We start from the raw sequence: 21798 nt of genomic DNA on the forward strand, positions 1-21798 counted from the left end.
CGGGTCAGGCCGCTTGGGCAGTCGCCGCCAGCGCAAACGCCCGACACTTTGCCCAAACGCCGGGGGCGACCCAGGCGTAGTGCCACGCGCCCCTGATTTTCCCAAATTCACAAGCCATATCAGGCAGCTCGCAGTAGGCGGTGTTCAAGTTGGGCCTGACAGACTCGAGCCCGGGGCGCCGGACTGTATCCCAGCGCATCGTCGCGGCCCCGGCTTTCCCATGAGGCTTCCCCGTGCGCCGCGCCCCATCCCGGCGACGCGGCGGGGAGGATGCCGCCATGGAGCCCACCCAACTCGTCGCCGTGCCGCCTAACATCAACCGCACGCCGGACGGCCGCACCGTGGTCAATGCCAAGCAGGCCACGATGCTCGCGCTGCTGGGCAACCCGCGCGCCGACTATGGCGAGGACTGCCGCGAGCCGACCAACCCGCGCATCAAGCCGCTGATCGTCGCCCGCCGGGTCGGCCCAATGAAGGTCCGCGGCCTGGAGCCGGCGGTCGACAGCCTCGAGCGCATCATGGCGGACATCGCGGCGCGGGAGCCCGACATCCACGCCATCCTCGGCAGCGCCGGCATGCTGTGTGCCCGCTTCGTGCGCGGTTCCACCACGGCGATCAGCAACCATAGCTGGGGCACCGCCATCGACCTGACCCTGGCCGGCAAGCTCGACCCCCGCGGGGACGGCCTGGTGCAGGCCGGGCTGGTGCGCATCGCGCCGATCTTCAACGCGCATGACTGGTACTGGGGCGCCGGCTTCCGCACCGAGGACGGCATGCATTTCGAGGCAAGCGACGGGCTGATCCGGGCCTGGGCGGCGCAGGGGGCCTTCGGTGGCGGTGCCGTCAAGCCGCCGACGGCCAGCATGCTCTCGCTCGGCGACCGCGGGCCGCAGGTCAGGGAGCTACAGGCGGCGCTGAACCTGCATGGCGCCGGGCTGCTTGTCGACGGCGACTTCGGCCGCGACACCCAGGCCGCGGTGATGGCCTTCCAGGGCCGCAAGCGCCTGGCGGTGGACGGCGTCGCGGGGCGCCAGACTCTGGCGGCATTGGGCCTGGTCGGGGCCGCGGGGCAGGCCGCGTTGCAGCCGGCGTGATGCCGAGGCCCGCATTGCGCGACCTGCGGCCGCCCGGCGCCCGAGGGCACGGCATGGGGCGTCAGGCGGCGATGCGGGCCGGTGCCCGCACCATCCAATTCACCACGCTGGCCGCGATGCCCACCGCGATCATCACCGGCCAGAAGGCCTGGTAGCTGCCCGCCGTCTCCAGCAGCACCGCCCCGGCCGCCGCGCCCAGGAAGCCGCCGACCTGGTGGCTAAGGAAGCAGACGCCATAGAGCGCGCCGAGATCGGCCACGCCGAAGCGCTGCGAGATCGCCGCGCTGGTCAGCGGGATGGAGCCCAGCCAGACGAAGCCCATCACCGCGGCGAAGACGATGGTGCCGGCATAGCTCGGCGTGGTGAAGGCGAAGCAGGCGATCGCCACGGTGCGCACCGCGTAGATGATCGCCAGCGCGCGTTCCGGCTGCATGAAGTTGCTCACCCGGCCGCACAGCCAGCTGCCGGGGATGTTGAACAGCCCGACCGTCATCAGCGCCATCGCCCCCAGCCCGGCCGGCAGGCCGCAGATGGTCAGGTGGCTCGGCAGGTGCATGGTCAGGAAGGCGAGCTGGAAGCCGCAGGCGAAGAAGCCCGCGGTCAGCAGGGCGAAGCCACGGTCGGCCAGCGCCGTCCGCGCCAGGTCGGGCAGCCCGGCCAGGCCGGTCGCCTGCCGGCCCGGCACCTGTTGCGGCGCCTGCCATTCGATGGCGCGGGAGATCGGCAGGATCACCAGCAGCGACAGCCCGAGGATGCCGAGGGTGGCGATGGCGCCGACCCCGCCGATCAGGCCCTGCGCCAGCGGCACCATCGCCGCCTGGCCGAGCGACCCGCCGGCCGAGGCCAGGCCGATCATCTCGCCCCGGCGTGCCGCCGGCACCGCGCGGCCGACGGCGGCCAGCGCCGCGCCGGTGCCGCAGCAGGACACCCCCATGCCGGTCAGCAGGCCGATGCCGATGAGGATCGCCGGCGCCGAGGTCCAGAGCGCCGGCAGGCCGACCCCGGCGGCCAGCAGCAGCGCTCCCGCCGCCATCACCCGGCCAGCGCCGTGGCGGTCCGCCAGCGCGCCGGTGACCGGCTGGGAGAGGCCCCAGACCAGGTTGTGGATGGCGACCGCGGTGCCGAGCACGGCGGGCGAGATGCCCGCCTCGGCCGAGAGCGGCAGCAGGAACAGGCCGAAGGTCTGCCGCATCCCCAGCGCCAGGCTGATCGACGCGGCGGCGGCGGCGACGGTGATCCAGACGGCGTTGGACGAAGGGCTGGTGCGCATCGTCGCATGAAACGGGAGGGCCGACCCGGCAACAAGCGCGCGGGGCGCCGACCCTGCCATGCTTCCCGGCGATGTCTTCACCGTCTGCAAGGCAATGTAACAAGATGAATCACCGGCCCCGGGGCGCGGAACGGATCGCATCCGGCCGGCGTCTTCCTGCCGTAGCCCACGCGGGACCCTGCCTGACGAGGGAGAGTACGGAATGGATACGGATCGCAAGCACGACCAGACCATGGTCATGGACCGGCCGGGACTGCGCCGCGGCCCCGCGGCGGCGCCGGTCCCGCCGCGGCCGATGCCGGAGGCGCCCCGCGAGGCGGTCTTCGACATCGCCGATTTCGAGGCGATCGCCAGTTTCGCCGGGCTGCCGGCACGCCCCCGCCAGGCCGGATAGCTCAGCGGGGCAGGGCGGTCTGGCCGAGCACCCAGCCTTCCCAGGCCCGCACCCAGGGGTCGTCCGGGACGAAATCCGGGCGCGCCCCGTCCAGCACGCCGATCAGCCCAAGCAGGCCGATGACCGAATCGAAGCGGTCCTCGCCGGCCGCATCGGTCCCGAACCCGGCCTCGACGGCGGCGGCAAGGGCCGGGTCGGGCCGCACCCCGCGCGCCGCCAGCACGGCCCGCAGCGCCGGCGCCAGGGCACGGCGCGGCCCCTCGGCCCGCTTGCTGCCGGCCAGCTTCAGGCCGCAATGCCGCAGCGCCTCGGCCGGGTAGACCTCGGCCAGCACGGCGGTGCCCGGCGCCAGCAGGGCGTGCAGCCCACCCTCGAAGGGCCATAGCCGGATCGGCGCGCCGGCGGCGAGGCCGGGGACGATCCAGTCGCGCCAGGCGGCGATCGCCGCCTTGCCCGACTGGTTGGCGCCCAGCGTCCAGAACAGCGGGGCGCCGGCCGGGCGTTGCGCGGTGGCGCGGTCGCACAGCCGGGACAGGCCGAGCGGGCCGGTGAGGTCCAGGGCCGCGGCATGCGCCGCCCGGGTCATCCCGGCGATGCCGCGCTGCGGGTAGAAGGGACGCGCCGGGGAAACGGTGTCCAGCCCGGCGCTGACCCGGAAGAAGTCCGGGTTGTCCGCCAGGCCGCGGAGGAAGTCGCCAAAGCCCGCTTCCGGGCGCCGGGCGGCGAATTCGCGCGGGACGCCCAGCGGCAGGTCGAGCCCGAGCGCCACCGGCAGCCCGGCCGCCAGCAGCCGCGGCAGCAGCGCCCCGACCTCGCCCACCGGCTCCGGCGCCGCGGCGCGCCATTGCCCATCCTGCCGGCGGGCCCAGGTCATCCAGCGCTTGCGCGGGTCGGTGCTCCAATCCGCATGGGCGGCGATCATGTCAGCCGCAGCGGCGGCGGGTCGTGCCACACTGTAGGCCGCGGAGAAGGAGATCGTCATGGCCTCAACGGATGCGCCCGTCCTCGCCTACAGCACCCCGGCCAAGTGGTTCCACTGGATCAGCGCGGCGCTGATCGGCATCGCCCTGCCGGGCGGCTTCCTGATCGGCTACTTCACCACGCCCGACGCGGCGATCCTGAAGCCGGACGACGCCGCGGCCCAGGCCTATCTGGCCGCGGCCAATGCCATCAAGTACGGCGCCTATGCCATCCATGAATCGGCCGGGCTGACGCTGTTCTTCGTGGTGGTGCTGCGGCTGCTCTGGCGGCTGACCCACCGGCCGCCGCCGCTGCCGGACCACGTGCCGGTGCCGCTGCGGAAGGCCGCCGCGGGGGTGCACCACGCGCTCTATGCCCTGATCCTGCTGCAGCCGGTGCTGGGCTTCGTCGCCACCAACGCCTGGGGTTTCCCGATGCAGGGCGCCACCGCCTATCTGGGCTTCATCGACCTGCCCAAATTCATGGAACCGAACACCGACCTGGCCGGGGTGGTGCAGACGCTGCACACGATCGGCGGCTGGTCGATCCTGGTGCTGCTGGTGCTGCATGTCGGCGGGGCGATCTACCACCAGGCCATCCGTCGCGACGGCACGCTGCACCGGATGACCTGAAACGGGAACCCACCGGTCATCCGCTGCGTTGTCGCAACAGGTCCATCAGATCGGCTTCTGCGCCTTCTCCAGAAGCCGGGTGAAGAAGCCTGGCTTCTTGGGAGTTGCCTCCGCCTTGGCGGCTTTTTCAGCCTGGGCGCGCTCTGCGGCGGCGTCCTTCTCCTTGTTGGCGAGCCACCTGTCCAGGCTCATCCCCGCCTTGGCAGCCCGTTTCGCCTCATAGGCGCGTTGGGCCTCGGTCATCTTGCGTTGATCCATGGGAACCTCTTCGACGCCGGTGATGTGGCGGAGGCAGCGCGCCTGGGCAAGCGGGGGCTTGAACGGCAGTCCGGTTCGGGTCCCTATGCGCCGCATGGAAGCACGGGTGAAGGCGGGGATCTGGGTCTCGATGGCGTTGCGGCTGGCGGACAGCGCCGGGCGCAGCGGCGCGGTGCTGCGCAAGGGCGACCCCGATTCGGGCGGAATCCTATGCGTGCTGCGGGGCCGCGAGGGACTCGTGGTGCTCAGCCAGGTACGCGATGCCGAGGGCCGGCCGGCTTGGTTGCGCGGCACGGGAGCGGCGCCGGTCGACGAATCAACCACTGATGCGTATGTCGCGCGACAGGTGAAACGCGACCCGGATCTATGGGTGGTAGAGTTCGACGCCCCCGACCTGAAGCCGCCCTTCGAAGGAAAATTGCTCTAGAAGCGGTCCAAATCCACTCATCGCAAAATTGTGTAGGCGTTTCAACGCGTCCGTGAGGTGCGTTTTCTCGCCCGATGGTTTCAATCACTTCCGACGGGTTGAGCATCGCGCAGGATTGCAAAGTGATCGACTCAGGATTCCATCACGTCTCGGAGGTCGCATGGCCACTCCTCGCCCAATCCTGATCGTGGAGGATGACGCCGCGCTGCGCGCGACCCTCGCCGAACAGATCGCCATGGAAGGCGACTTCACCGCCGACGAGGCCGAAAGCGCCGCCGAGGCCACGGCCAAGATGGCCGACGGCGATGTCCGCTACGATGCGATCCTGCTGGACATCGGCCTGCCGGACGGCGACGGCCGCGACTTCTGCGCCAAGCTGCGGCGCGACGGCAAGCGGATGCCGGTCATCATGCTGACCGGCGCGGATGCCGAATCGGACGTGGTGCGCGGCCTCGACGCCGGGGCGAACGACTATATCGCCAAGCCGTTCCGGCTGCCGGAACTGCTGGCCCGGGTCCGCGCCCAGCTGCGGGTTTTCGACAATTCGGAGGACGCGGTCTTCACCATCGGGCCCTATCTGTTCCGCCCCAGCGCCAAGCTGCTGCTGGAGCCGGGCCGCAACCGCAAGGTCCGGCTGACCGACAAGGAAAGCTCGATCCTGAAATTCCTGTATCGCGCCGGCGGCAAGCCGGTGCCGCGGCAGATCCTGCTGAACGAGGTCTGGGGCTACAACAGCGCGGTCACCACCCACACGCTGGAGACGCATATCTACCGGCTGCGGCAGAAGATCGAGCCGGACCCGACCCATGCGCGGCTGCTGCTGACCGAAGGCGGCGGCTACAAGCTGGATCCGGTGGCGCCAGCCATCTGAGCAATCGCCAAGTCCAGGGGGGAAGCATCCCCCCGGACCCGCTTCCGCGCCTCCGGATCGGCATCGGCCGCGCGGCAGCCGCCAGGCCCCCACACGGGAAGGCTGCGGTCCGGTGAGGGAATCCTTGTCCCCCGCCGGCCTTGCTGCCTACCGGTCGGTCAGCCGCAGCTCGATCCGCCGGTTCCGCGCATAGGCCTCCGGCGTCTCCGCCGGATCGAGCGGCTGGTTGTCGCCGAAGGCGGTCGCCGCCACCCGGTTCGGCGGCAGGCCTTCGGCCATCAGCAGTTGCGCCACCGCGATGGCGCGGGCCGCCGATAGCTCCCAATTCGTCGCGTAGCGGCCGCCGCCGCGGATCGGGAGGCGGTCGGCATGGCCGTCCACCCGCAGCAGCCAGTTCACGTCGGGCGGGATCCGCGCCGCGATCTCCTGCAGCACGCGGGCGATCTCGCGGATCTGCTGCTGCCCGGGCGTGGAGAGATCGGCGCTGGCCGGCGGGAACAGCACCTCGGACTGGAAGACGAAGCGGTCGCCGACGATGCGCACGTCGGCCCGGTCGCCCAGCACGTCGCGCAGCCGGCCGAAGAAGTCGCTGCGGTAGCGCTGCAGCTCCTCGACCCGTGCCGCCAGCGCGGCGTTCAGCCGGGTGCCGAGGGCGAGGATCTGCGCGTCCTTGTCGCGGCCGGAATTCTCCGCCACCTCCAGCGCCGCGGTCAGCCGGCCGAGCTGGCTGCGCAGCTCCTCGATCTGCCGGGTCAGCAGGGCGACCTGGGCGCGGGCGCTGTCGGCGAGGCGCCCCTGCTCGGCGGCGGCGCGCTCGGCGGCCTGGCGGCGCTCGGCCTCGGTCGTGCCGGCGGCCTCGGCGGTGGTCCGGGCGCGGTCTGCCTCGCCGGCGCGGCGGAGCGCGTCCTGCGCCTGGCGTTCCAGCTGGTCGCGCAGCGCGGTCAGGCTGCGGACCTGCTCGCCGAGCCTGGCGATGTCGGACAGCCGGGCTTCCAGCGTGGCCTTGCCGACCGTCACCTGGCGGTCGAGCGCGGCCATCTCGCCCCGCATGGCGGCGAGCTGCTTCTGGCTTTCGGCGAGCTGGCCCTGGGCGTCCTGCAACTGCCGCTGCAGGGCGGCCAGCTCGCGCCGCACCGTCTCGGTCGCGCCGCGGCTGTCGGCCAGCTGCCTGTCGAGCTCGGCGATGCGGGCTTCGCTGCGCTGCCGGGCGGCCTGCTCGGCGGTCAGCGCCCGGCCGGTATCGGTGAGGCGGCGGATGGTCTGCGCGGCGTCGCCGCCGACGCTCTCGGCCCGGCGCAGCGCCTCGGCCAGTTGCTGCTCCAGGGAGGCGAGGCGCTCGGCGCCGCCGCGGTTGGACAATTCCAGGTCGGCGAGGCGGGCGGTGAGCCGCTCGCGCTCGGCCTGGGCCGCGTCGCGCTCGCCGCCCAGGCGGTCGCGCGCCTCGCGGGTCTCCCGCAACTGGGTGGTCAGCAGGTCGCGGGCGGAGGCCGCGGCGCGCAGCTCGTCGGTGGTGCGGGCGAGGGCCGAGCGCAATTCGGTCGCCTGGCCGCGTTCCAGCGCCAGCATCTCGGCCAATTCGGCCACCTGCGCATTCAGCCGGTCCAGCGCGCGGTCGCGCGAGGACAGCGCGACGCTGAGGAAGCCCTGGGCCAGGACGAAGACCAGCAGGACGAAGATGATGACCATGAGCAGCGTGGACAGCGCGTCCACGTAGCCCGGCCAGGCATCCAGGCCGCCGCCGCCGCGGTTGCGGCGGTTGCCGCCTAGCGCCATGGCGCGCGCCGCCTCACCGCGGCTGCTCCTCGGCCAGGGCGGCGATGGTGCGGGCGACCAGCTTGATCTCGCTGCGCAGCTCGGCGGTCGCCTGGGCGCGGCCGGTGGTCATCTCCTCCAGCATCCGGGACAGGTAGATCTCGGTGTTGCGGAGATGGCCGCGCACCACCTCGTCCGCCGCCGGCGCGGCCTGGGCATCGGCCAGCCGCTGCAGGGCGGGGCCGAGCGCGGCCTGCTGTTCCGCCACCCGCAGCATCAGCGTCTGGCTGGCACGCATCTGGTCGGTCAGGGTCGAGAGCCGCTCGGTCAGCGTCATCATCGCCTGGCTGGTCTGGGCGCGGCCTTCCTCGCCGCGCGCCAGGATGCGCTGCAGGCCTTCGAGGTTCTCCGCGGTCTGTTCCAGCAGCGCCTGGACATAGGCCGGGACGTTGCCGCCATCCCCGCCGGCGTCGCCGAGCACGCCGGAGGACAGCCGGGTGATCCCGGCCAGCCATTCCTCCAGCTCGTTGTAGAAGCGGGTCTGCGCCTGGCCGGCGGTGAGGTCGAGGAAGCCCAGCACCAGCGCGCCGGCGAGGCCGAGCATGGACGACGAGAAGGCCGTCCCCATGCCCTGCAGCGGCTGCGCCAGGCCGGATTTGAGCTGGTTGAACAGCTGGTTCAGGTCGCCCGACCCGACCGACATGCCGCCGATCACGTCGGAGACCGACTGGATGGTCAGCAGCAGGCCCCAGAAGGTGCCGAGCAGGCCGAGGAAGATCAGCAGCCCCGTCATGTAGCGCGACAATTCGCGCGATTCGTCGAGCCGCGAGCCGATGCCGTCCAGCACGCTGCGCATCGCCCCCGCCGACAGGCTGAGCCGGTCCGACCGCCGCGCCTGGAACATGCTGGCCATCGGCCCCAGCAGCTTCGGCGCCGGCTGGGCCGGGGCGCCGTGCTTGGGGCTGCGGAAATGCTCCAGCCAGTCGACCTCCGGCCGCAGCACCATCACCTGGCGCAGGTTCCAGGCGACGCCGATCAGCAGCACGCCGACGATCAGGCTGTTCAGCACCAGGTTGCTGGCGAAGGCGCTGGCCAGCTGCGGCGCGAGCAGCACCGCGACCAGCGCGACCACGGCGAGGAAGCCGAGCATGCGCCAGAGGAAGCGAAGCGGTGGGGTCATCGGCCCGGGCTCCTCAGGCGCGTCACCGGGCGGGCCCAGGGGCGGACCGGGCAGGGGGCGGCTGGACATCGACGGCATCGGCAGCCTCCGGCGTCCGGCCCAGCGGGCGGATGTCGACCCGGGTCGGCGGCAGGCCGCCGGCGACCAGCGCCTCCTTCACCGCGAGGCCGCGGGCCAGGCTGACCCGGCGGGCGGTGGAGACATCGGCCGGGCCGCTGGCCTGGGCCAGCACCACCACGCGCCCGTCCGGCCCGGCGGCGAGGCGGCGGCCCAGCTCGGCCAGGGCGGCATCTGCGGCGGGCGGCGCGGCTTCCGCGCCTTGGGCGAAGCGCAGCCGCCAGGCGCCGTCCGGCCGCGCTTCCATCCCCGGCGGCAGGGCGAAGGGGCGAGGCATGGCGGCGGCCGGCACGGGCTGGGCGAGGGCAGGGCGGGGCGACAGGTTGGCCGGGTCGGGCGGCGCGGCGGCAGGCTCGGCCGGCACCGGCTCGGCCGCCGGTTGCGCCGCCAGCGGGGCGGCGGCAAGCAGGGTCCAGGCCACCAGGGCCAGCCGGACTGGCAGTTTGCGCGTCACCCTGGATTCGGCCCCCATGTCTGTGCCGGAAGCCTAGGCGAAAGGGCCAGGCTTGGGAAACTCACCCTATGGAGGGGGCGCCGCGGCCGCATCCGCCGCGCGGCCGCGCGCGGCACCGGCGGCGGCGATGCCTTCCTGCACCACTTCCCGCAGCTTGCCGTGCAGCGCCTGGTTGCCGGCGACGACATTGCCCTCCGCATAGGGGTCGCCGCCCTCGGGGTCGGTGGCGAAGCCGCCGGCTTCCCGCACCATCACCAGGCCGGCGGCGATGTCCCACTTCCTGACGCCGAGCTCCCAATAGCCGTCGTACCGCCCGGCCGCGACCCAGGCGAGGTCGAGCGCGGCCGAGCCGAACCGCCGGACGCCGGCCACCTGCGGCATGATCCGGCCGAGGATCTGCGAGAACTCCGCCTTGCGCGGCACGCCGGCGAAGGGGATGCCGGTGGCGAAGAGCGCGTGGTTCATCTCCCGCCGGCCGGAGACGCGGAGCCGCTTGTCGTTGAGGAAGGCGCCGACGCCCTTCTCCGCCCAGAACAGCTCGTCCGAGGCCGGGTTGTAGATGACGCCGGCGACGATCTCGGTCCTGTCGCCGTCGATCCGTCGCTCGATCCCCACCGAGACCGCCCAGTGCGGGATGCCGTGCAGGAAGTTGCTGGTGCCATCCAGCGGGTCCACCACCCAGCGCCATTCCCAGTCGTCGGCCCCGTGCGCGCCGCTCTCCTCCATCAGGAAGGCGAAGCCGGGGCGGGCGCGGGAGAGCTCGTGGCGCAGCGTCTCCTCCGCCCGGATGTCGGCGGCGGAGACGAAGTCGCCCGGGCCCTTGGCCGAGACCTGCAGCTGCTCGACCTCGCCGAAGTCGCGGAGGAGACGCTTGCCGGCCTTCTGGACGGCGCCGACGACGACGTTGAGGGCGGGCGAGAGGCGGGGGGAGGAGGCCATGGCGGCGGGGTATTCCTGGGGGCGGCGGGGAAGCGGGCCAAGGCGTCGGCGGGAAGGGCGGCCCCTGGGGCGGGGCCGCCGGGGCCTCAGCCCTTGGCGCGCTCCACGTAGGAGCCGTCCTCGGTCTTCACCACGATGCGGTCGCCCTGGGTGACGAAGGGCGGGACCATGGTCTTGACGCCGTTCGACAGCAGCGCGGGCTTGTAGGAGGAGGAGGCAGTCTGCCCCTTCACCACCGGATCGGCCTCGACGATCTCGAGCGTCACCTGCTCGGGCAGGGTCATCGCCACCGGCTCGCCCTCGATCATGCGGACCTGGACGGTCATGTTCTCGACCAGGAAGGGCAGGCGGTCGCCGAGGATGTCCTTCGAGACCGTGGTCTGCTCGAAGGTCTCGGGGTGCATCAGGACGATGTTGTCGCCTTCGGCGTAGGAGAAGGTGAACTCCTCGTCCGAGGTTTCCAGCCGTTCGACGACATCGGCCGTGCGCCAGCGCTGGTCCTTCTTCGACCCGGTCTTGATGTTGCGCATGTCCACCTGGATGATGGCATTGCCCTTGCCAGGGATCATGATGTTCTGGCGAATGATGGTGTAGCGCTGGCCTTCGAATTCGATGACCATGCCGGCACGCATCTGGTTGGCCTGCATCTTTGCCATGGTGGGCTGCCTGTCCGGGTGGAGTGAATGAGCGGGCGCAGGCGCCGCCGGGTGGCAGGCCTGGGCGAGGGGGGCGGTTTTAGGGGAAGGGGCGGCGGGAGGGAAGGGGGCGCGGCTGCGGCCCTGATCCGCGGCAATCCGGCACCTCCCTGCATCGCCCGGTCCGGGGAACCCACGTGTTTTTCGCGCAATGAATCTGGGCCGTCCCGCTATGCTCCGTTGTGACATGTCGGGGAAGCTGTCGCGATGCTACCTCCAGGCGAGCACCCAAGACGAACCGGGAGCGTGGCGTGACGGCGACCGCCGAAGGTCTCTGGACAGAAGACAGCTTTCTCTCCTGGCTGGAAAGCCAGGAGCGCCGCCATGAACTCGTCGACGGCGCCCCACGCGCCATGGTCGGTGCCACCCAGCGCCACGACCGCGTCGTCACCACCCTCCTCGTGGCGCTTGCCACCCGCCTACGCGGCTCGCCCTGCCGCACCGGCACGGCCGATACCGCCATCCGCATCCCCAACCGCAATATCCGCTACCCCGACGCCGCGGTGGATTGCGGCCGGTTCGACGAAACGGCCCGCGTCGCCAGCGAACCCACGCTGGTCGCCGAGGTCCTCTCGCCCTCCACCGCCGATTTCGACCGCACCGAGACGTTGGAGGAGTACCGCAGCGTGCCCTCGCTCCGGCACATCCTGATCATCGACCCGGACCAGCCCCGCCTCCGCCTGCACACGCGCGGGGAGGACGGCCATCGGACCTCCGCCCCGCATGCCGGGCTGGACATGCTGGTGCCGTTGCCCGGCCTCGGCATCGCCGTGCCGCTGGCCGAGTTCTACGAAGGGCTGAGCTTCCGTCCACAGTCCCGCCTGGTCGGCGACCCTCCCGAAACCTGAGGGCTTCCGATCACGTCCTTGAGAGAGAACCCTTTCCGGCGGGAACCAATCGGACGCGGGCGCCGCGTCCGGCCGAAATCGTGCAACGCGGGGACCTTGCCCGAAGCCGCAACGACCTGTCCGGCCGCGCTTGCAAGCTGCTGCCCGGCTTGGTCGCGCCGTCGGCCGCCCAGCCCGTTTTCATGCGTAAATTAAAACGAAACGCTCCTCGCCCCACCACGCTGCAACGCCACACGCCACGCTCGAAATTCCATCCACATCATCATCGAAACCACCTGCCCCTACTCCCCGAACGACTCGGCCTTTGGTAAGGTCGCGGCCACGGGGCGCCCCCTGGCCCCGAAAACCGCTGGACCATAAAGCGAGCGACTGGGATGGAATCGATCACCCGCCTGCCGGGCATCCGCCCGTTGGCCTTGCCGCGTTTGCCCGCCGATTTCTTCGCCCCCGTGCCGGACCCGGCCGCCCCCGCGCCGCTCGGCCTGGAATGGACCCGCCGCGGCCCTGGCTTCCGCCTCACGGGCTGCCCGCACCGCCAGGCAGCCTTCCGCGCCGCGCTGGCCGACTACGAGGCGGCCGAGGCCGCCGCCGCCCTGGCCCGCCGGTCCGGCGACCTGCGCGGCTTCTTCGCCGCCACCACCGAGACCCATCGCTGCTTCGCCGCGCTCGAGGCCTTCGCCCTGCCGGCGACGCACCTGGCCCGGCTGCAGGCCCAGGCCCGCCGCCGCGCCAAGGATGCCGTCCGCCGCGAGCGCGGGGCCGAAGCCGCCTGAACGGTTGAATTACCGCCCTGGTTCATGATACGTTCCGGCCTCCGGCAAGGAGGCCGGCCATGCCGCACGCGCCCCGCCGCCCGCGTCACTGCCGCCAGGATGTCCCCGCTTCCCCGGCCCGCCCGGGGTATTTGTCCGAAACCTGCGCGGATGCCGAACCCGAGGTGTCCAGAGGCCTTTCGGCCTTTGGCGGGGTGGCCTGGAGGGGCAGCGCCCCTCCGGCCTTCAAGCGGCCTTTGTCCGAAACCGCGCCGGGCCTCGACCCCGCTCAATCCCTGAAATCCAAAGCCCCGCCGCGCGCAAACCGGCGCGATCCCTGGCACAGCGCCGATCCGGGCCGGATCGGCCTCAACCGGGTTGAGCGGCTTTTACTCCCGTTCGTAGATCAGCCGCGCCCGCAGCGTGCCCGGCAGGGCCCGCAGCTCGCCCAGGATATCCTCCGCCGCCGCGCGCGCCTCGACGCTCTCGACCACCACGTAACCGAGGTCGCCGAAGGTCTGGTAGTACTGCGCCGCGATGTTCAGGCCGCGCTTGCCAAAGGACTCGTTGATGCGGGACAGCACGCCGGGCGCGTCGCGGTGGACATGGGTCCAGCGGGCGCCGGTGGGGCGGGCGGGCAGCTGCACCTGGGGGAAGTTCACCGCGCCCATGGTGGCGCCGGTGTCGCTGTACTCGATCAGCTTGCGGGCGACCTCCTGGCCGATGCGGGACTGCGCCTCCTGCGTGCTGCCGCCGATATGCGGGGTCAGGATGACGTTGGGCAGGCCCTGGACCGGGCTTTCGAAGCGCTCGCCGTTGCGGGCCGGCTCCTCGGGGAAGACATCCGCCGCGAAGCCGTGCAGGTGGCGGGCGCGCAGGGCGTCGGCCACGGCGTCGAGGTCGACCAGCAGGCCGCGGGCGTTGTTGATCAGGATGGCGCCCGGCTTCATCGCGGCGATCTCGGCGCGGCCGATCATGCCGATGGTCTCGGGCGTCTCCGGGACGTGGAGGGTGACGATGTCGCTCTCGGCCAGCAACTCGGCCAGCGACGAGCAGGGCCGGGCATTGCCGTGCGGCAGCTTGGTGGTGTGGTCCCAGTAGATGACGCGCATGCCGAAGGCCTCGGCCAGGACCGAGAGCTGGCTGCCGATATTGCCGTAGCCGACCAGCCCGAGGGTGCGGCCGCGCACCTCGAAGCTGCCCTCGGCCGACTTGTCCCAGCCGCCGCCATGGGCGGAGCGCGACCGGTCGGGGATGCCGCGCAGCAGCATCACGACCTCGCCCATCACCAGCTCCGCCACGCTGCGGGTGTTGGAGAAGGGGGCGTTGAAGACGGGAATGGCGCGGCCGCGCGTGGCGTCGAGGTCGACCTGGTTGGTGCCGATGCAGAAGCATCCCACCGCGATCAGCCGGTCGGCCGCGGCCAGCGCCTCCCCCCGCAGCTGGGTGCGGGAGCGGATGCCGAGCATGTGGACGCCCTGGAGGGCCTCGCCCAGCGCGGCGCCGTCCAGCGCCTTGGCCATGCGGGTGACATTCTGGTAGCCGGCGCCGGACAGCAGTTCGACGGCGCTGTCGGAGATGCCCTCCAGCAGCAGGACCTTGATGCGGTCCTTGGGGAGGGAGATGCGGTCGGACATGGGTGGCTCCGGCGGGGGCCGGGTGTCTAGGCCGGATCGGCGGCTGGTGGAAGCGCGAGCAAGCCGGGGCCGGGTTGCCCAGGGGGCGGAGCTTCGGGCGGAGCTTGGCGCGGGGGCAGGTCGCGGGTGCGGTAGCGGGCGACGTCCTGGCCGGCGGGGACCTTCTGGAAGACCAGGAAGTAGCTGTGGTTCTTGCGGGCATGGACCTGGCGGAGCAGCCGGGCGATGCCGGGGCGGCCGGCGCGGACCAGGACGAAGAGGTCGCGGGCATAGAAGCCGAGCGCGGCCAGGCCGGTGACGAGCTGGACATGGGTCAGCTCCTGGCGGTTGGCGCTGACCTCGTCCTGGCACTTGACGATGAGGATGCCGTGGTCGCGCAGCACCCGCCGCGCCTCCTGCCCCGCGGCGAGGTACAGGTCGAGCACCGCCTGGTGCCAGCGGCCGCCGCCGGGCGCGGCGTGCGCCCCGCCCGAGGCATAGAAGTCGCGCAGCGCGACATGGGAGCCGAGGCCGCCGCGGGTCTCCGCCTTGGGCCGCAGCAGGCCTTCCATGTAGGGCGGGTCGAGGACGAGGGCGTCGATCGCGCCCTCCGCATAGGGCAGGGCGCGGCAATCGGTGCCGGTGGCGAGGTCGGTGGGGAGGAGGGTGTAGCGGCCGGGCGCCACGTCGCGCCAGAAGACGCCCTGGCCGAAGGTGACGTCGGCAATGACGGCGCCGTCCGGCACGTGCAGCGCGAGGATCTGGGGGAAGAGCGCCGAGTTGCCGCCGGCATGGGCCGAGAGCACCACGTCGGCGGTGGCCAGGCCGCCCTGGACGCGCTTCTTCCGCGTCGGCGTCGCCAGCAGGTCCTCGGGGGTGGTCACGCCGCGGCGGGCTCCCGCAGGGCACGGATCTCGGCCTCAAGCGCCGCCGGGTCGGGGGCGGCGAGCCAGCGCGCGGCTTCGGTCACGGCATGGGCCAGGCGGCGCTTGTATTCGGCGCGGGGAATCTCGTGCGCGCCGAACTGGGCCAGGTGCTCGGTCAGGAACTGGCTGTCGAGCAGCGAGAAGCCGCCGAGCCGGAGCCGTGCGACCAGGTGGACCAAAGCGAGCTTCGACGCGTCGCGGGCGCGGCTGAACATGCTTTCGCCGAAGAAGGCGCCGCCGAGGACGACGCCGTACAGCCCGCCGACCAACCGGGTGCCGTCCCAGACCTCGACCGAGTGGGCGTGGCCCTGGCGGTGCAGGGACAGGAAAAGGGATTCGATCTCCGGGTTGATCCAGGTGTCCTCGCGGCCCGGGGCGGGGGCGGCGCAGCCGGCGATGGCTCCGGCGAAATCGGCATCGGCGGTGACCCGGTAATGGCTGTGCAGCACGGTGCGCAGCAGGCGCTTCGGCAGGTGGAAGCCGCCGTCGAGCGGGATGATCCCGCGCCGCTCGGGGTCCAGCCAGTAGAGCCGGTCGCCGCCCCGGCTCTCGGCCATGGGAAAGAGACCGGCGCGGTAGGCGCGCAGCATGAGGTCCGGGGTGATGTCGATCGAGCGGCGGCTCATGCGGGCACGGCTGGGCTTGCCAGGGCATCGGCCGCGGTGGCCATGCCGCGACCGAAGGCGGCGATGGGGGCGCCGGGCCGCCCGGTCAGCCCCCGATGACGGGCGTCAGGCGCGCGAAGGCTGCCATCGAGCCGGCGGATCGTGGCGCCGGCCTGGGCGACGTCCGCGGCGACATCGCTGACGCCGCGCGCGCTGCGGGCGGTGACGGCCTGCGCCAGGGTGGTGTGCCCATCCGCCGGGAACGGCGAAACCAGCAGGCTGGCGCCGAGGCGGAGCCTCACGGACCCTGATCCCGCAACCGGCGCATCAGCGTTGCCGCATCGATGCCGGGACGCTCCGCTGGGGTGAAGCGGAGGCGGTCGAGCCGGGCCAGGGCTGCCGGCGTCACCGGGCCGGCCTGCTTGGCCCCCGCCACCACCTGGCCGTCGCCGAGGATCACCACCGGCGCGCCGCGCAAGGCGCGCACGGCCGGCTCCGGCAACCGCTCCCTCGCCTCGGCGACGCTGTGGCTCGACATTGGCCGACTATAGCCATCCGCCCGGCGCGGCGCCACGCGCTTGCACCAGCGCCGGCCGCAACCGCGGGCAAGGCGCCGTGGCCCGGTTCAGGCCAGCGCCGGGCCTACCCGCCCGCCGCCGCCTGCCGCTTCGCCACGAAGCGTTCCAGCCAATGGATGGTGTAGTCCCCGGCCTGGAATTCCGGGTCCTCCATGATGGCGCGGTGCAGCGGCAGCGTGGTCTGGATGCCGTCCACCACCATCTCGGCCAGGCTGCGGCGCAGCCGGGCGATCGCCTCGGCCCGGGTCGCGCCATGCACCACCAGCTTGGCGACGAGGCTGTCGTAGTGCGGCGGCACGGCGTAGCCGGAGTACAAGGCGCTATCCACCCGCACGCCAAGCCCGCCCGGCGCGTGGTAGGTGGTCACCCGGCCGGGGGAGGGCGCGAAGGTGTCGGGGTCCTCGGCGGTGATGCGGCATTCGATCGCATGGCCGTGGAAGCGGATCTCCGACTGGTCGTAGCCCAGCCTCTCTCCCGCCGCGACGCGGAGCTGTTCCTTCACCAGGTCGATGCCGCAGACCATCTCGGTCACCGGGTGCTCGACCTGCAACCGCGTGTTCATCTCGATGAAGGCGAACTGGTTGTCCTGCCAGAGGAATTCCAGCGTGCCGGCGTTGCGGTAGCCCAGCTCGCGCAGCGCCCGGGTCACCTGGGCGCCAAGGGCATCGCGCTCGGCGCCGTTCAGCACCGGCGAGCCTGCCTCCTCGACCAGCTTCTGGTGACGGCGCTGCAGGGAGCAGTCGCGTTCGCCGAAGTGGACGACATTGCCGTGGCTGTCCGCCATCACCTGCAATTCGATGTGGCGCGGCCGGTCGAGGTATTTCTCGAGATAGACCTCGTCGTTGCCGAAGGCGGCCTTGGCCTCGGTGCGGGCGACGCGCCAGGCTTCCTCGATCTCGTCCTCGGAATGCGCCACCTTCATGCCGCGCCCGCCGCCGCCGGCGGCCGCCTTGATCAGCACGGGATATTTCACGTCCGCCGCGACCGCGCGGGCTTCCTCCACCGAGGCGAGCGCGCCGAGGCTGCCGGGCACCAGCGGCACGCCGAGCCGGCGCATCGCATCCTTGGCGGCGATCTTGTCGCCCATCATGCGGATATGGTCGGGGCTTGGGCCGATGAAGGCGAGGCCATGGGCTTCGACCATCTCGGCGAAATTGGCGTTCTCCGACAGGAAGCCGTAGCCCGGATGCACCGCATCGGCGCCGGTGATGGCGGCGGCCGACAGGATCGCGGTGACGTTCAGGTAGCTGTCGCGCGCCGCGGGCGGGCCGATGCACACGCTTTCATCCGCGAGGCGCACATGCATCGCCGCCGCATCGGCGGTGGAATGCACCGCGACCGTGCGGATGCCCATCTCCTGGCAGGCGCGGTGGATCCGCAGCGCGATCTCGCCGCGGTTGGCGATCAGGACCTTGCCGATCTTCATGCGGTCCTCGCGCCGCGCGCGGGAGCCGGCCGATTCACGTCTCCGGGCCCGGCGGCCCCCCGTCGATCGGACTGCGCGCGGGCCGGCCGATTCACGTCTCCGGGCCCTGCGGCCCTCCGTCGATCGGACTGCGCGCGGGCCGGCCGATTCACGTCTCCGGGCCGTACGGCCCTCCGTCGATCGGACGGCATCACTCGACGATCATCAGCGGCTCGCCGTATTCGACGGGCGTGCCGGGCTCGATCAGGATGCGGGTCACGGTGCCGGCCTTGGGCGCCTTGATCTGGTTGAAGGTCTTCATCGCCTCGATCAGCAGCAGGGTCTGGCCCTGCGCCACCTTGGACCCGAGCGTGACGAAGGCCGGCTGGCCGGGCTCGGGCGAGAGATAGGCGACGCCGACCATGGGGGAGGCGACGAGGCCGGGATGCCGGGCCAGGTCGAGGCTTTCCTCCATCGCCAGCTGCGCCGCGGTCTGCGCCACCACGGCGGGCGCCGGGGCGGCGGCCAACGCGGCCGGCGCCGGCTGCATCGGCCCGGGCCAGCCCATCTGCACCGGAGCCGCGGCCGCCGGGATCTTGCGGGCCACGCGGATGCGGCTGTCCTTCTCGACCAGCTCGATCTCGGTGAGGTCGGTGTCCTTCAGGATCTGGGCGAGCGCCCGGATCGCCGCCGGGTCGAACTGGATGCCGTTGCTCATTCTTCGTCGTCCGGGTCGATCGGATCGACCAGCCCCGCCATGGCCTGCAGCGCCAGGGCATAGCCCTGCACGCCGAGGCCGGCGATGACGCCGGTGGCCGCCTTCGACACAAAGCTGTGGTGCCGGAATTCCTCCCGGCGATGGATATTGGTGATGTGCACCTCGATCACCGGCAGCCCGACCGCCAGCAGCGCATCGAGCAGGGCGATCGAGGTCGTGGTGTAGCCGGCCGGGTTGATGACGATCCCGGCCGAACGGCCGCGGCATTCCTGCACCCAGGTCACCAGCTCGCCTTCCCCGTTGGTCTGGCGGAAGTCGATCGCCAGGCCCAGCCCCTCGGCGGTCTCGGCACACAGCGCCTCGACATCGTCGAGGGTGGCGTGGCCATACTTCTCCGGCTCCCGCATGCCGAGCAGGTTGAGGTTCGGGCCGTTCAGCACGGTGATCAGCGGCGGACTCACGGCAGGCTGTCCTGTCGGGTGGGGGTGATGCGCTAGCACGGCGGGTTTTCGTGCCGCAAGCGGCGGGATGCAGACCCGCTGCCCGGGTGCCTTGCCCCGGCCCCCGGGCTTCGCCATGTTCCGCCGCATGGGAGCGACGATATCCATCACGGTGAACGGCGAGCCGCGGGAAGTCCCCGCACCCGCCACGGTGGCCGACCTGCTGGCGCGGATCGGGCTCGACCTGCGCAAGGTGGCGGTCGAGCGCAACCTGGAGATCGTCCCCCGCTCCACCTATGCCGCGACGGCGCTCCGCGCCGGCGACCAGCTGGAGATCGTCCACTTCATCGGCGGAGGCTGAGCCATGGACACCATCCCGACCCCGATGACCGCCGCCGACGACGACAGCTGGGAGGTCGCCGGCCTGCGCTTCCGCTCCCGCCTCATCGTCGGCACCGGCCGCTACAAGGACCTCGAGGAGACCGGCCGCGCCATCGACGCGAGCGGGGCCGAGATCGTCACCGTGGCGGTGCGGCGGGTCAACCTCGGCGACCCCTCGGCGCCGATGCTGCAGGATTTCGTCGACCCCAAGCGCTACACCTACCTGCCGAACACCGCCGGCTGCTTCACCGCGCAGGACGCGGTCCGCACCCTGCGGCTGGCGCGCGAGGCGGGGGGGTGGAACCTGGTGAAGCTCGAGGTCCTCGGGCCGCCGCCGTTCCTGTATCCCGACATGCGGGCGACCTTCGAGGCGCTGGAGGCGCTGCTGAAGGACGGCTTCCAGGTCATGGTCTATTGCTCGGACGACCCGATCGCCGCCAAGCGGCTGGAGGAGATGGGCGCGGTCGCCGTCATGCCGCTCGGCGCGCCGATCGGCTCGGGGCTCGGCATCCAGAACCCGGTGATGATCCGGGCGATCATCGAGAACGCGAAGGTCCCGGTGCTGGTCGATGCCGGGGTCGGCACCGCGTCCGATGCCGCGCTGGCGATGGAGCTCGGCTGCGACGCGGTGCTGATGAACAGCGCCATCGCCCATGCCAAGGATCCGGTGCGGATGGCGCGCGCGATGCGGGCGGCGGTGGAGGCGGGGCGGCATGCCTTCCTGGCCGGGCGGATGCCGCGGCAATACGCCGCCGACCCGTCCAGCCCGCTGGCCAAGGGCATCCTCGGCCGGAATTGAGGCCGGCGGCTACTCCGCCTGGATCGCGGCGGCGGCCACAACCGCCCGCCACTGCGGCACCTCGGCCGCCAGCCGGTCGGCCAGTGGCTGCGGGCCGGTCAGCAGCAGCTCCGCCCCGCGATCCGCCAGGCGGCGGGACAACTCGCCGCCCGGGGCGCGCAGCGGCGCCAGCTCGGCCAGCATCCGCTGGATCCCCTCCGGCGGCGTCGCTCTCGCGGCGAACAGCCCGTACCACAGCGTCGAGCGGAAGCCGGGCACCAGCTCTCCTGCCGCCGGGACCTCGGGCAGCAGCGGGGCGCGGGCCGCGGTGGTCACCGCGATGCAGCGCGCGGTGCCGGCGCGGATATGCTTCAGCGGGACCGAGAGGTCGCCGACGAAGCAGTCGATGTCGCCGGCCAGGAGCGCGCTCATGGTCAGCTGCGCGCCGCGATAGGGCACATGGGTCAGCGCCACCCCGGCCTGCTGCATCAGCATCGCGGTGGTCAGGTGGGTCGAGGAGCCGACCCCGGAACTGCCGAAGGTCAACCGGTTGGGCGCCGCCCGGGCCCGCGCCAGGAACCCGGCGAAGCTCGCCGGGCCGTCGGCGCGCACCACGTAGGTGAAGGGCGACCGCATCACCAGCGTCACCGGCAGCAGGCCGGCGAAAGGATCGAAGCCCAGGTCGCGGCGCAGCGCCGGCAGGGTGGCGACGGCGTTGGAGGTGATGAGGACGCTGTGGCCGTCGGTCGCCTGCGCGACATGCTGCATCCCGACCGCGCCGCCGGCGCCGGCCCGGCTGTCATAGACCAGCGGCTGGCCGAGCTTCGGGGACAGCGCCTCGACGAAGAAGCGGCCGGGGACGTCCTGCGGCCCGCCGGGTGCGAAGGGGCTGACCAGCCGGACCGGGCGGTTCGGTCAGGCGGAGCCCTGGGCGCAGGCGGGGCTTGCCGGCAGGCCGGCCAAAGCCGTGCCGAGGCCGCGACGGGTGATGCGCATGGCAGTTCCTCCGAGGCGTCGTGACGCGGCCCTGGCGGCGAGGCCAGCACCCGGATGGGGGGACGGAGCCAGCCTGGGCGTCGCCAGGCGTGGAATCCGCCGGCACCCTGGCTGTGCCGCAGGAAAGCCGCCGCCGTCGGCCGCCCGCATCGTCGTCGACAGCGGCCTGGCCGACAGCACCGGCCGGGCGGCGGTCGACCCGCGCCGCGCCCGACATCAAGGGCGATGCCGCAACGGCGCGCCGAGGCCGAAATCCGGCTTCGTCGCCACCACCGCGAAGCCGGCGGGGGCCGGCGCGGTCGCCGCGCTGCTTGGGGAAGCGCCAGCGGAGGGAGGCCATTTCACGCCCGCGGCAACCAGGCGGGGGAGGCCTACGGCGTCGGCATCCTCGGCATCTTCCGCCCCGGCCCGCGCGGCTTCGTCGAGGTGACGGATCCCGGCGACGTCTCGCCAGGCGGCGTGCCGCCGGGGCAGCGCCGGCCGGAAGCGGCCCATGCCGGGGCCCGGTATGCCGGCGCCATCCGGCACATGTTCGGCGGCGGAGGCGCAGGGCGCTGGCGCTTGGCTCGCCGGTGGATTCCCGGCCGATTCGCGTGACGGCCGGCGTTTCACCCGGAACCTTCGGCCGCTTCCGGGGGAGTTTCCGGCCGCTGACGACGGTTGCTGGAAAAAAATCCGGACAGCATCGATTTTCCGCTTTGCATGGGGAGGG

At 72.3% G+C, this 21798-nt stretch carries 25 protein-coding genes and 1 pseudogene; 8 read left to right on the forward strand and 18 right to left on the reverse strand.

Annotated features, from left to right (window positions below; genetic code table 11):
- Positions 1–278 precede the first annotated feature (278 nt).
- Positions 279–1094, forward strand: coding sequence for a peptidoglycan-binding protein (locus ACFQS7_RS06365; RefSeq protein ID WP_380066203.1), 816 nt, complete (start codon positions 279–281; stop codon positions 1092–1094).
- Positions 1095–1155: 61 nt separating this feature from the next.
- On the opposite strand, the gene ACFQS7_RS06370 is transcribed toward ACFQS7_RS06365, so the two are convergent.
- The gene (locus ACFQS7_RS06370) at positions 1156–2364 is read right to left on the reverse strand and encodes an MFS transporter (RefSeq protein WP_380066204.1); all 1209 of its coding nucleotides are present in this window, start codon (positions 2362–2364) and stop codon (positions 1156–1158) included.
- A 202-nt stretch (positions 2365–2566) separates the two neighbouring features.
- Between ACFQS7_RS06370 and ACFQS7_RS06375 the strand changes: the two genes are divergently transcribed.
- Positions 2567–2758: a hypothetical protein gene (locus ACFQS7_RS06375; RefSeq protein ID WP_380066205.1), complete on the forward strand. Its 192-nt coding sequence runs from the start codon at positions 2567–2569 to the stop codon at positions 2756–2758.
- 1 nt (position 2759) lies between these two features.
- Here ACFQS7_RS06375 and ACFQS7_RS06380 read toward each other — a convergent pair whose 3' ends face one another.
- Complete coding sequence (locus ACFQS7_RS06380) at positions 2760–3740, reverse strand: hypothetical protein (RefSeq protein WP_380066206.1); 981 nt, start codon at positions 3738–3740, stop codon at positions 2760–2762.
- On the opposite strand from ACFQS7_RS06380, the gene ACFQS7_RS06385 reads away from it, so the two are divergent.
- The gene (locus ACFQS7_RS06385; protein ID WP_380066207.1) at positions 3739–4350 is read left to right on the forward strand and encodes a cytochrome b; all 612 of its coding nucleotides are present in this window, start codon (positions 3739–3741) and stop codon (positions 4348–4350) included. The two genes, ACFQS7_RS06380 and ACFQS7_RS06385, sit on opposite strands and share 2 nt — an antisense overlap.
- Positions 4351–4395: 45 nt before the next feature.
- On the opposite strand, the gene ACFQS7_RS06390 is transcribed toward ACFQS7_RS06385, so the two are convergent.
- Positions 4396–4608: a hypothetical protein gene (locus ACFQS7_RS06390; protein WP_380066208.1), complete on the reverse strand. Its 213-nt coding sequence runs from the start codon at positions 4606–4608 to the stop codon at positions 4396–4398.
- A gap of 94 nt (positions 4609–4702) precedes the next feature.
- Between ACFQS7_RS06390 and ACFQS7_RS06395 the strand changes: the two genes are divergently transcribed.
- Entirely contained in the window at positions 4703–5035 is a 333-nt protein-coding gene (locus ACFQS7_RS06395; protein ID WP_380066209.1) for a DUF1491 family protein, read from the forward strand.
- Between the two features lie 160 nt (positions 5036–5195).
- Positions 5196–5906 (forward strand): response regulator transcription factor, encoded by a 711-nt coding sequence (locus ACFQS7_RS06400; protein WP_380066210.1) that lies wholly within the window; start codon positions 5196–5198, stop codon positions 5904–5906.
- Between the two features lie 147 nt (positions 5907–6053).
- On the opposite strand, the gene ACFQS7_RS06405 is transcribed toward ACFQS7_RS06400, so the two are convergent.
- From ACFQS7_RS06405 to efp, 5 genes are all read right to left on the reverse strand, one after another.
- Positions 6054–7679: a peptidoglycan -binding protein gene (locus tag ACFQS7_RS06405; protein WP_380066211.1), complete on the reverse strand. Its 1626-nt coding sequence runs from the start codon at positions 7677–7679 to the stop codon at positions 6054–6056.
- Between the two features lie 13 nt (positions 7680–7692).
- Positions 7693–8838: a flagellar motor protein MotA gene (locus ACFQS7_RS06410; RefSeq protein WP_380066212.1), complete on the reverse strand. Its 1146-nt coding sequence runs from the start codon at positions 8836–8838 to the stop codon at positions 7693–7695.
- Between the two features lie 22 nt (positions 8839–8860).
- Positions 8861–9376, reverse strand: a complete 516-nt coding sequence (locus ACFQS7_RS06415) for a hypothetical protein (RefSeq protein WP_380066213.1) — start codon at positions 9374–9376, stop codon at positions 8861–8863.
- Positions 9377–9475: 99 nt separating this feature from the next.
- On the reverse strand, positions 9476–10348 hold the full coding sequence (locus ACFQS7_RS06420; RefSeq protein WP_380066214.1) for an inositol monophosphatase family protein: 873 nt from the start codon (positions 10346–10348) through the stop codon (positions 9476–9478).
- 86 nt (positions 10349–10434) lie between these two features.
- Positions 10435–11004 carry an elongation factor P gene (gene efp / locus ACFQS7_RS06425; protein ID WP_380066215.1) on the reverse strand — a complete coding sequence of 190 codons (570 nt, stop codon included), beginning with the start codon at positions 11002–11004 and terminating at the stop codon, positions 10435–10437.
- 290 nt (positions 11005–11294) lie between these two features.
- Here efp and ACFQS7_RS06430 point away from each other — a divergent pair, with 290 nt between their 5' ends.
- Together ACFQS7_RS06430 and ACFQS7_RS06435 are read left to right on the forward strand one after the other, a co-directional pair.
- Complete coding sequence (locus ACFQS7_RS06430; RefSeq protein WP_380066216.1) at positions 11295–11891, forward strand: Uma2 family endonuclease; 597 nt, start codon at positions 11295–11297, stop codon at positions 11889–11891.
- Positions 11892–12265: 374 nt separating this feature from the next.
- Positions 12266–12664, forward strand: a complete 399-nt coding sequence (locus ACFQS7_RS06435; protein WP_380066217.1) for a hypothetical protein — start codon at positions 12266–12268, stop codon at positions 12662–12664.
- Between the two features lie 368 nt (positions 12665–13032).
- Here ACFQS7_RS06435 and serA read toward each other — a convergent pair whose 3' ends face one another.
- The 8 genes from serA to aroQ form a co-directional block, all read right to left on the reverse strand.
- Positions 13033–14280: a phosphoglycerate dehydrogenase gene (serA, locus tag ACFQS7_RS06440; RefSeq protein WP_380066218.1), complete on the reverse strand. Its 1248-nt coding sequence runs from the start codon at positions 14278–14280 to the stop codon at positions 13033–13035.
- 26 nt (positions 14281–14306) lie between these two features.
- Positions 14307–15143, reverse strand: coding sequence for a hypothetical protein (locus ACFQS7_RS06445; RefSeq protein WP_380066219.1), 837 nt, complete (start codon positions 15141–15143; stop codon positions 14307–14309).
- On the reverse strand, positions 15140–15811 hold the full coding sequence (gene aat, locus ACFQS7_RS06450) for a leucyl/phenylalanyl-tRNA--protein transferase (RefSeq protein ID WP_380066220.1): 672 nt from the start codon (positions 15809–15811) through the stop codon (positions 15140–15142). The genes ACFQS7_RS06445 and aat overlap by 4 nt, the downstream gene beginning before the upstream one ends.
- Positions 15808–16092 (reverse strand): hypothetical protein, encoded by a 285-nt coding sequence (locus ACFQS7_RS06455; protein ID WP_380066221.1) that lies wholly within the window; start codon positions 16090–16092, stop codon positions 15808–15810. The genes aat and ACFQS7_RS06455 overlap by 4 nt, the downstream gene beginning before the upstream one ends.
- Entirely contained in the window at positions 16089–16328 is a 240-nt protein-coding gene (locus tag ACFQS7_RS06460; protein WP_380066222.1) for a hypothetical protein, read from the reverse strand. Before ACFQS7_RS06460 ends, ACFQS7_RS06455 begins: the two co-directional genes overlap by 4 nt.
- Before the next feature lie 104 nt (positions 16329–16432).
- Positions 16433–17794 (reverse strand): acetyl-CoA carboxylase biotin carboxylase subunit, encoded by a 1362-nt coding sequence (gene accC / locus ACFQS7_RS06465; protein ID WP_380066223.1) that lies wholly within the window; start codon positions 17792–17794, stop codon positions 16433–16435.
- A gap of 190 nt (positions 17795–17984) precedes the next feature.
- Positions 17985–18491 carry an acetyl-CoA carboxylase biotin carboxyl carrier protein gene (gene accB / locus ACFQS7_RS06470; protein ID WP_380066224.1) on the reverse strand — a complete coding sequence of 169 codons (507 nt, stop codon included), beginning with the start codon at positions 18489–18491 and terminating at the stop codon, positions 17985–17987.
- A complete protein-coding gene (gene aroQ, locus ACFQS7_RS06475) occupies positions 18488–18952 on the reverse strand; it encodes a type II 3-dehydroquinate dehydratase (RefSeq protein ID WP_380066225.1) in 465 nt (154 codons plus the stop codon). Before aroQ ends, accB begins: the two co-directional genes overlap by 4 nt.
- Positions 18953–19091: 139 nt before the next feature.
- On the opposite strand from aroQ, the pseudogene thiS reads away from it, so the two are divergent.
- Positions 19092–20111, forward strand: a pseudogene (gene thiS, locus ACFQS7_RS06480) (sulfur carrier protein ThiS).
- Between the two features lie 9 nt (positions 20112–20120).
- On the opposite strand, the gene ACFQS7_RS06485 reads toward thiS, so the two are convergent.
- Complete coding sequence (locus ACFQS7_RS06485) at positions 20121–20987, reverse strand: tripartite tricarboxylate transporter substrate-binding protein (protein WP_380067219.1); 867 nt, start codon at positions 20985–20987, stop codon at positions 20121–20123.
- Positions 20988–21302: 315 nt separating this feature from the next.
- Positions 21303–21581: a hypothetical protein gene (locus ACFQS7_RS06490; RefSeq protein WP_380066226.1), complete on the reverse strand. Its 279-nt coding sequence runs from the start codon at positions 21579–21581 to the stop codon at positions 21303–21305.
- Between the last annotated feature and the right edge of the window lie 217 nt (positions 21582–21798).

Origin of the sequence: Dankookia sp. GCM10030260 (assembly GCF_042666655.1) — a bacterium.
GTDB lineage: Bacteria > Pseudomonadota > Alphaproteobacteria > Acetobacterales > Acetobacteraceae > Paracraurococcus.

Coding starts and splice junctions, on each gene's coding strand:
- ACFQS7_RS06365 (WP_380066203.1), top strand. CDS start 279: ATGGAGCCCACCCAACTCGTCGCCGTGCCGCCTAACATCAACCGCACG.
- efp (WP_380066215.1), bottom strand. CDS start 11,004: ATGGCAAAGATGCAGGCCAACCAGATGCGTGCCGGCATGGTCATCGAA.
- ACFQS7_RS06380 (WP_380066206.1), bottom strand. CDS start 3,740: ATGACGATCTCCTTCTCCGCGGCCTACAGTGTGGCACGACCCGCCGCC.
- ACFQS7_RS06420 (WP_380066214.1), bottom strand. CDS start 10,348: ATGGCCTCCTCCCCCCGCCTCTCGCCCGCCCTCAACGTCGTCGTCGGC.
- accC (WP_380066223.1), bottom strand. CDS start 17,794: ATGAAGATCGGCAAGGTCCTGATCGCCAACCGCGGCGAGATCGCGCTG.
- ACFQS7_RS06460 (WP_380066222.1), bottom strand. CDS start 16,328: ATGTCGAGCCACAGCGTCGCCGAGGCGAGGGAGCGGTTGCCGGAGCCG.
- ACFQS7_RS06405 (WP_380066211.1), bottom strand. CDS start 7,679: ATGGCGCTAGGCGGCAACCGCCGCAACCGCGGCGGCGGCGGCCTGGAT.
- ACFQS7_RS06370 (WP_380066204.1), bottom strand. CDS start 2,364: ATGCGCACCAGCCCTTCGTCCAACGCCGTCTGGATCACCGTCGCCGCC.
- accB (WP_380066224.1), bottom strand. CDS start 18,491: ATGAGCAACGGCATCCAGTTCGACCCGGCGGCGATCCGGGCGCTCGCC.
- ACFQS7_RS06400 (WP_380066210.1), top strand. CDS start 5,196: ATGGCCACTCCTCGCCCAATCCTGATCGTGGAGGATGACGCCGCGCTG.
- ACFQS7_RS06390 (WP_380066208.1), bottom strand. CDS start 4,608: ATGGATCAACGCAAGATGACCGAGGCCCAACGCGCCTATGAGGCGAAA.
- aat (WP_380066220.1), bottom strand. CDS start 15,811: ATGAGCCGCCGCTCGATCGACATCACCCCGGACCTCATGCTGCGCGCC.
- ACFQS7_RS06410 (WP_380066212.1), bottom strand. CDS start 8,838: ATGACCCCACCGCTTCGCTTCCTCTGGCGCATGCTCGGCTTCCTCGCC.
- ACFQS7_RS06375 (WP_380066205.1), top strand. CDS start 2,567: ATGGATACGGATCGCAAGCACGACCAGACCATGGTCATGGACCGGCCG.
- ACFQS7_RS06385 (WP_380066207.1), top strand. CDS start 3,739: ATGGCCTCAACGGATGCGCCCGTCCTCGCCTACAGCACCCCGGCCAAG.
- ACFQS7_RS06395 (WP_380066209.1), top strand. CDS start 4,703: ATGGAAGCACGGGTGAAGGCGGGGATCTGGGTCTCGATGGCGTTGCGG.
- ACFQS7_RS06435 (WP_380066217.1), top strand. CDS start 12,266: ATGGAATCGATCACCCGCCTGCCGGGCATCCGCCCGTTGGCCTTGCCG.
- ACFQS7_RS06490 (WP_380066226.1), bottom strand. CDS start 21,581: ATGGGCCGCTTCCGGCCGGCGCTGCCCCGGCGGCACGCCGCCTGGCGA.
- serA (WP_380066218.1), bottom strand. CDS start 14,280: ATGTCCGACCGCATCTCCCTCCCCAAGGACCGCATCAAGGTCCTGCTG.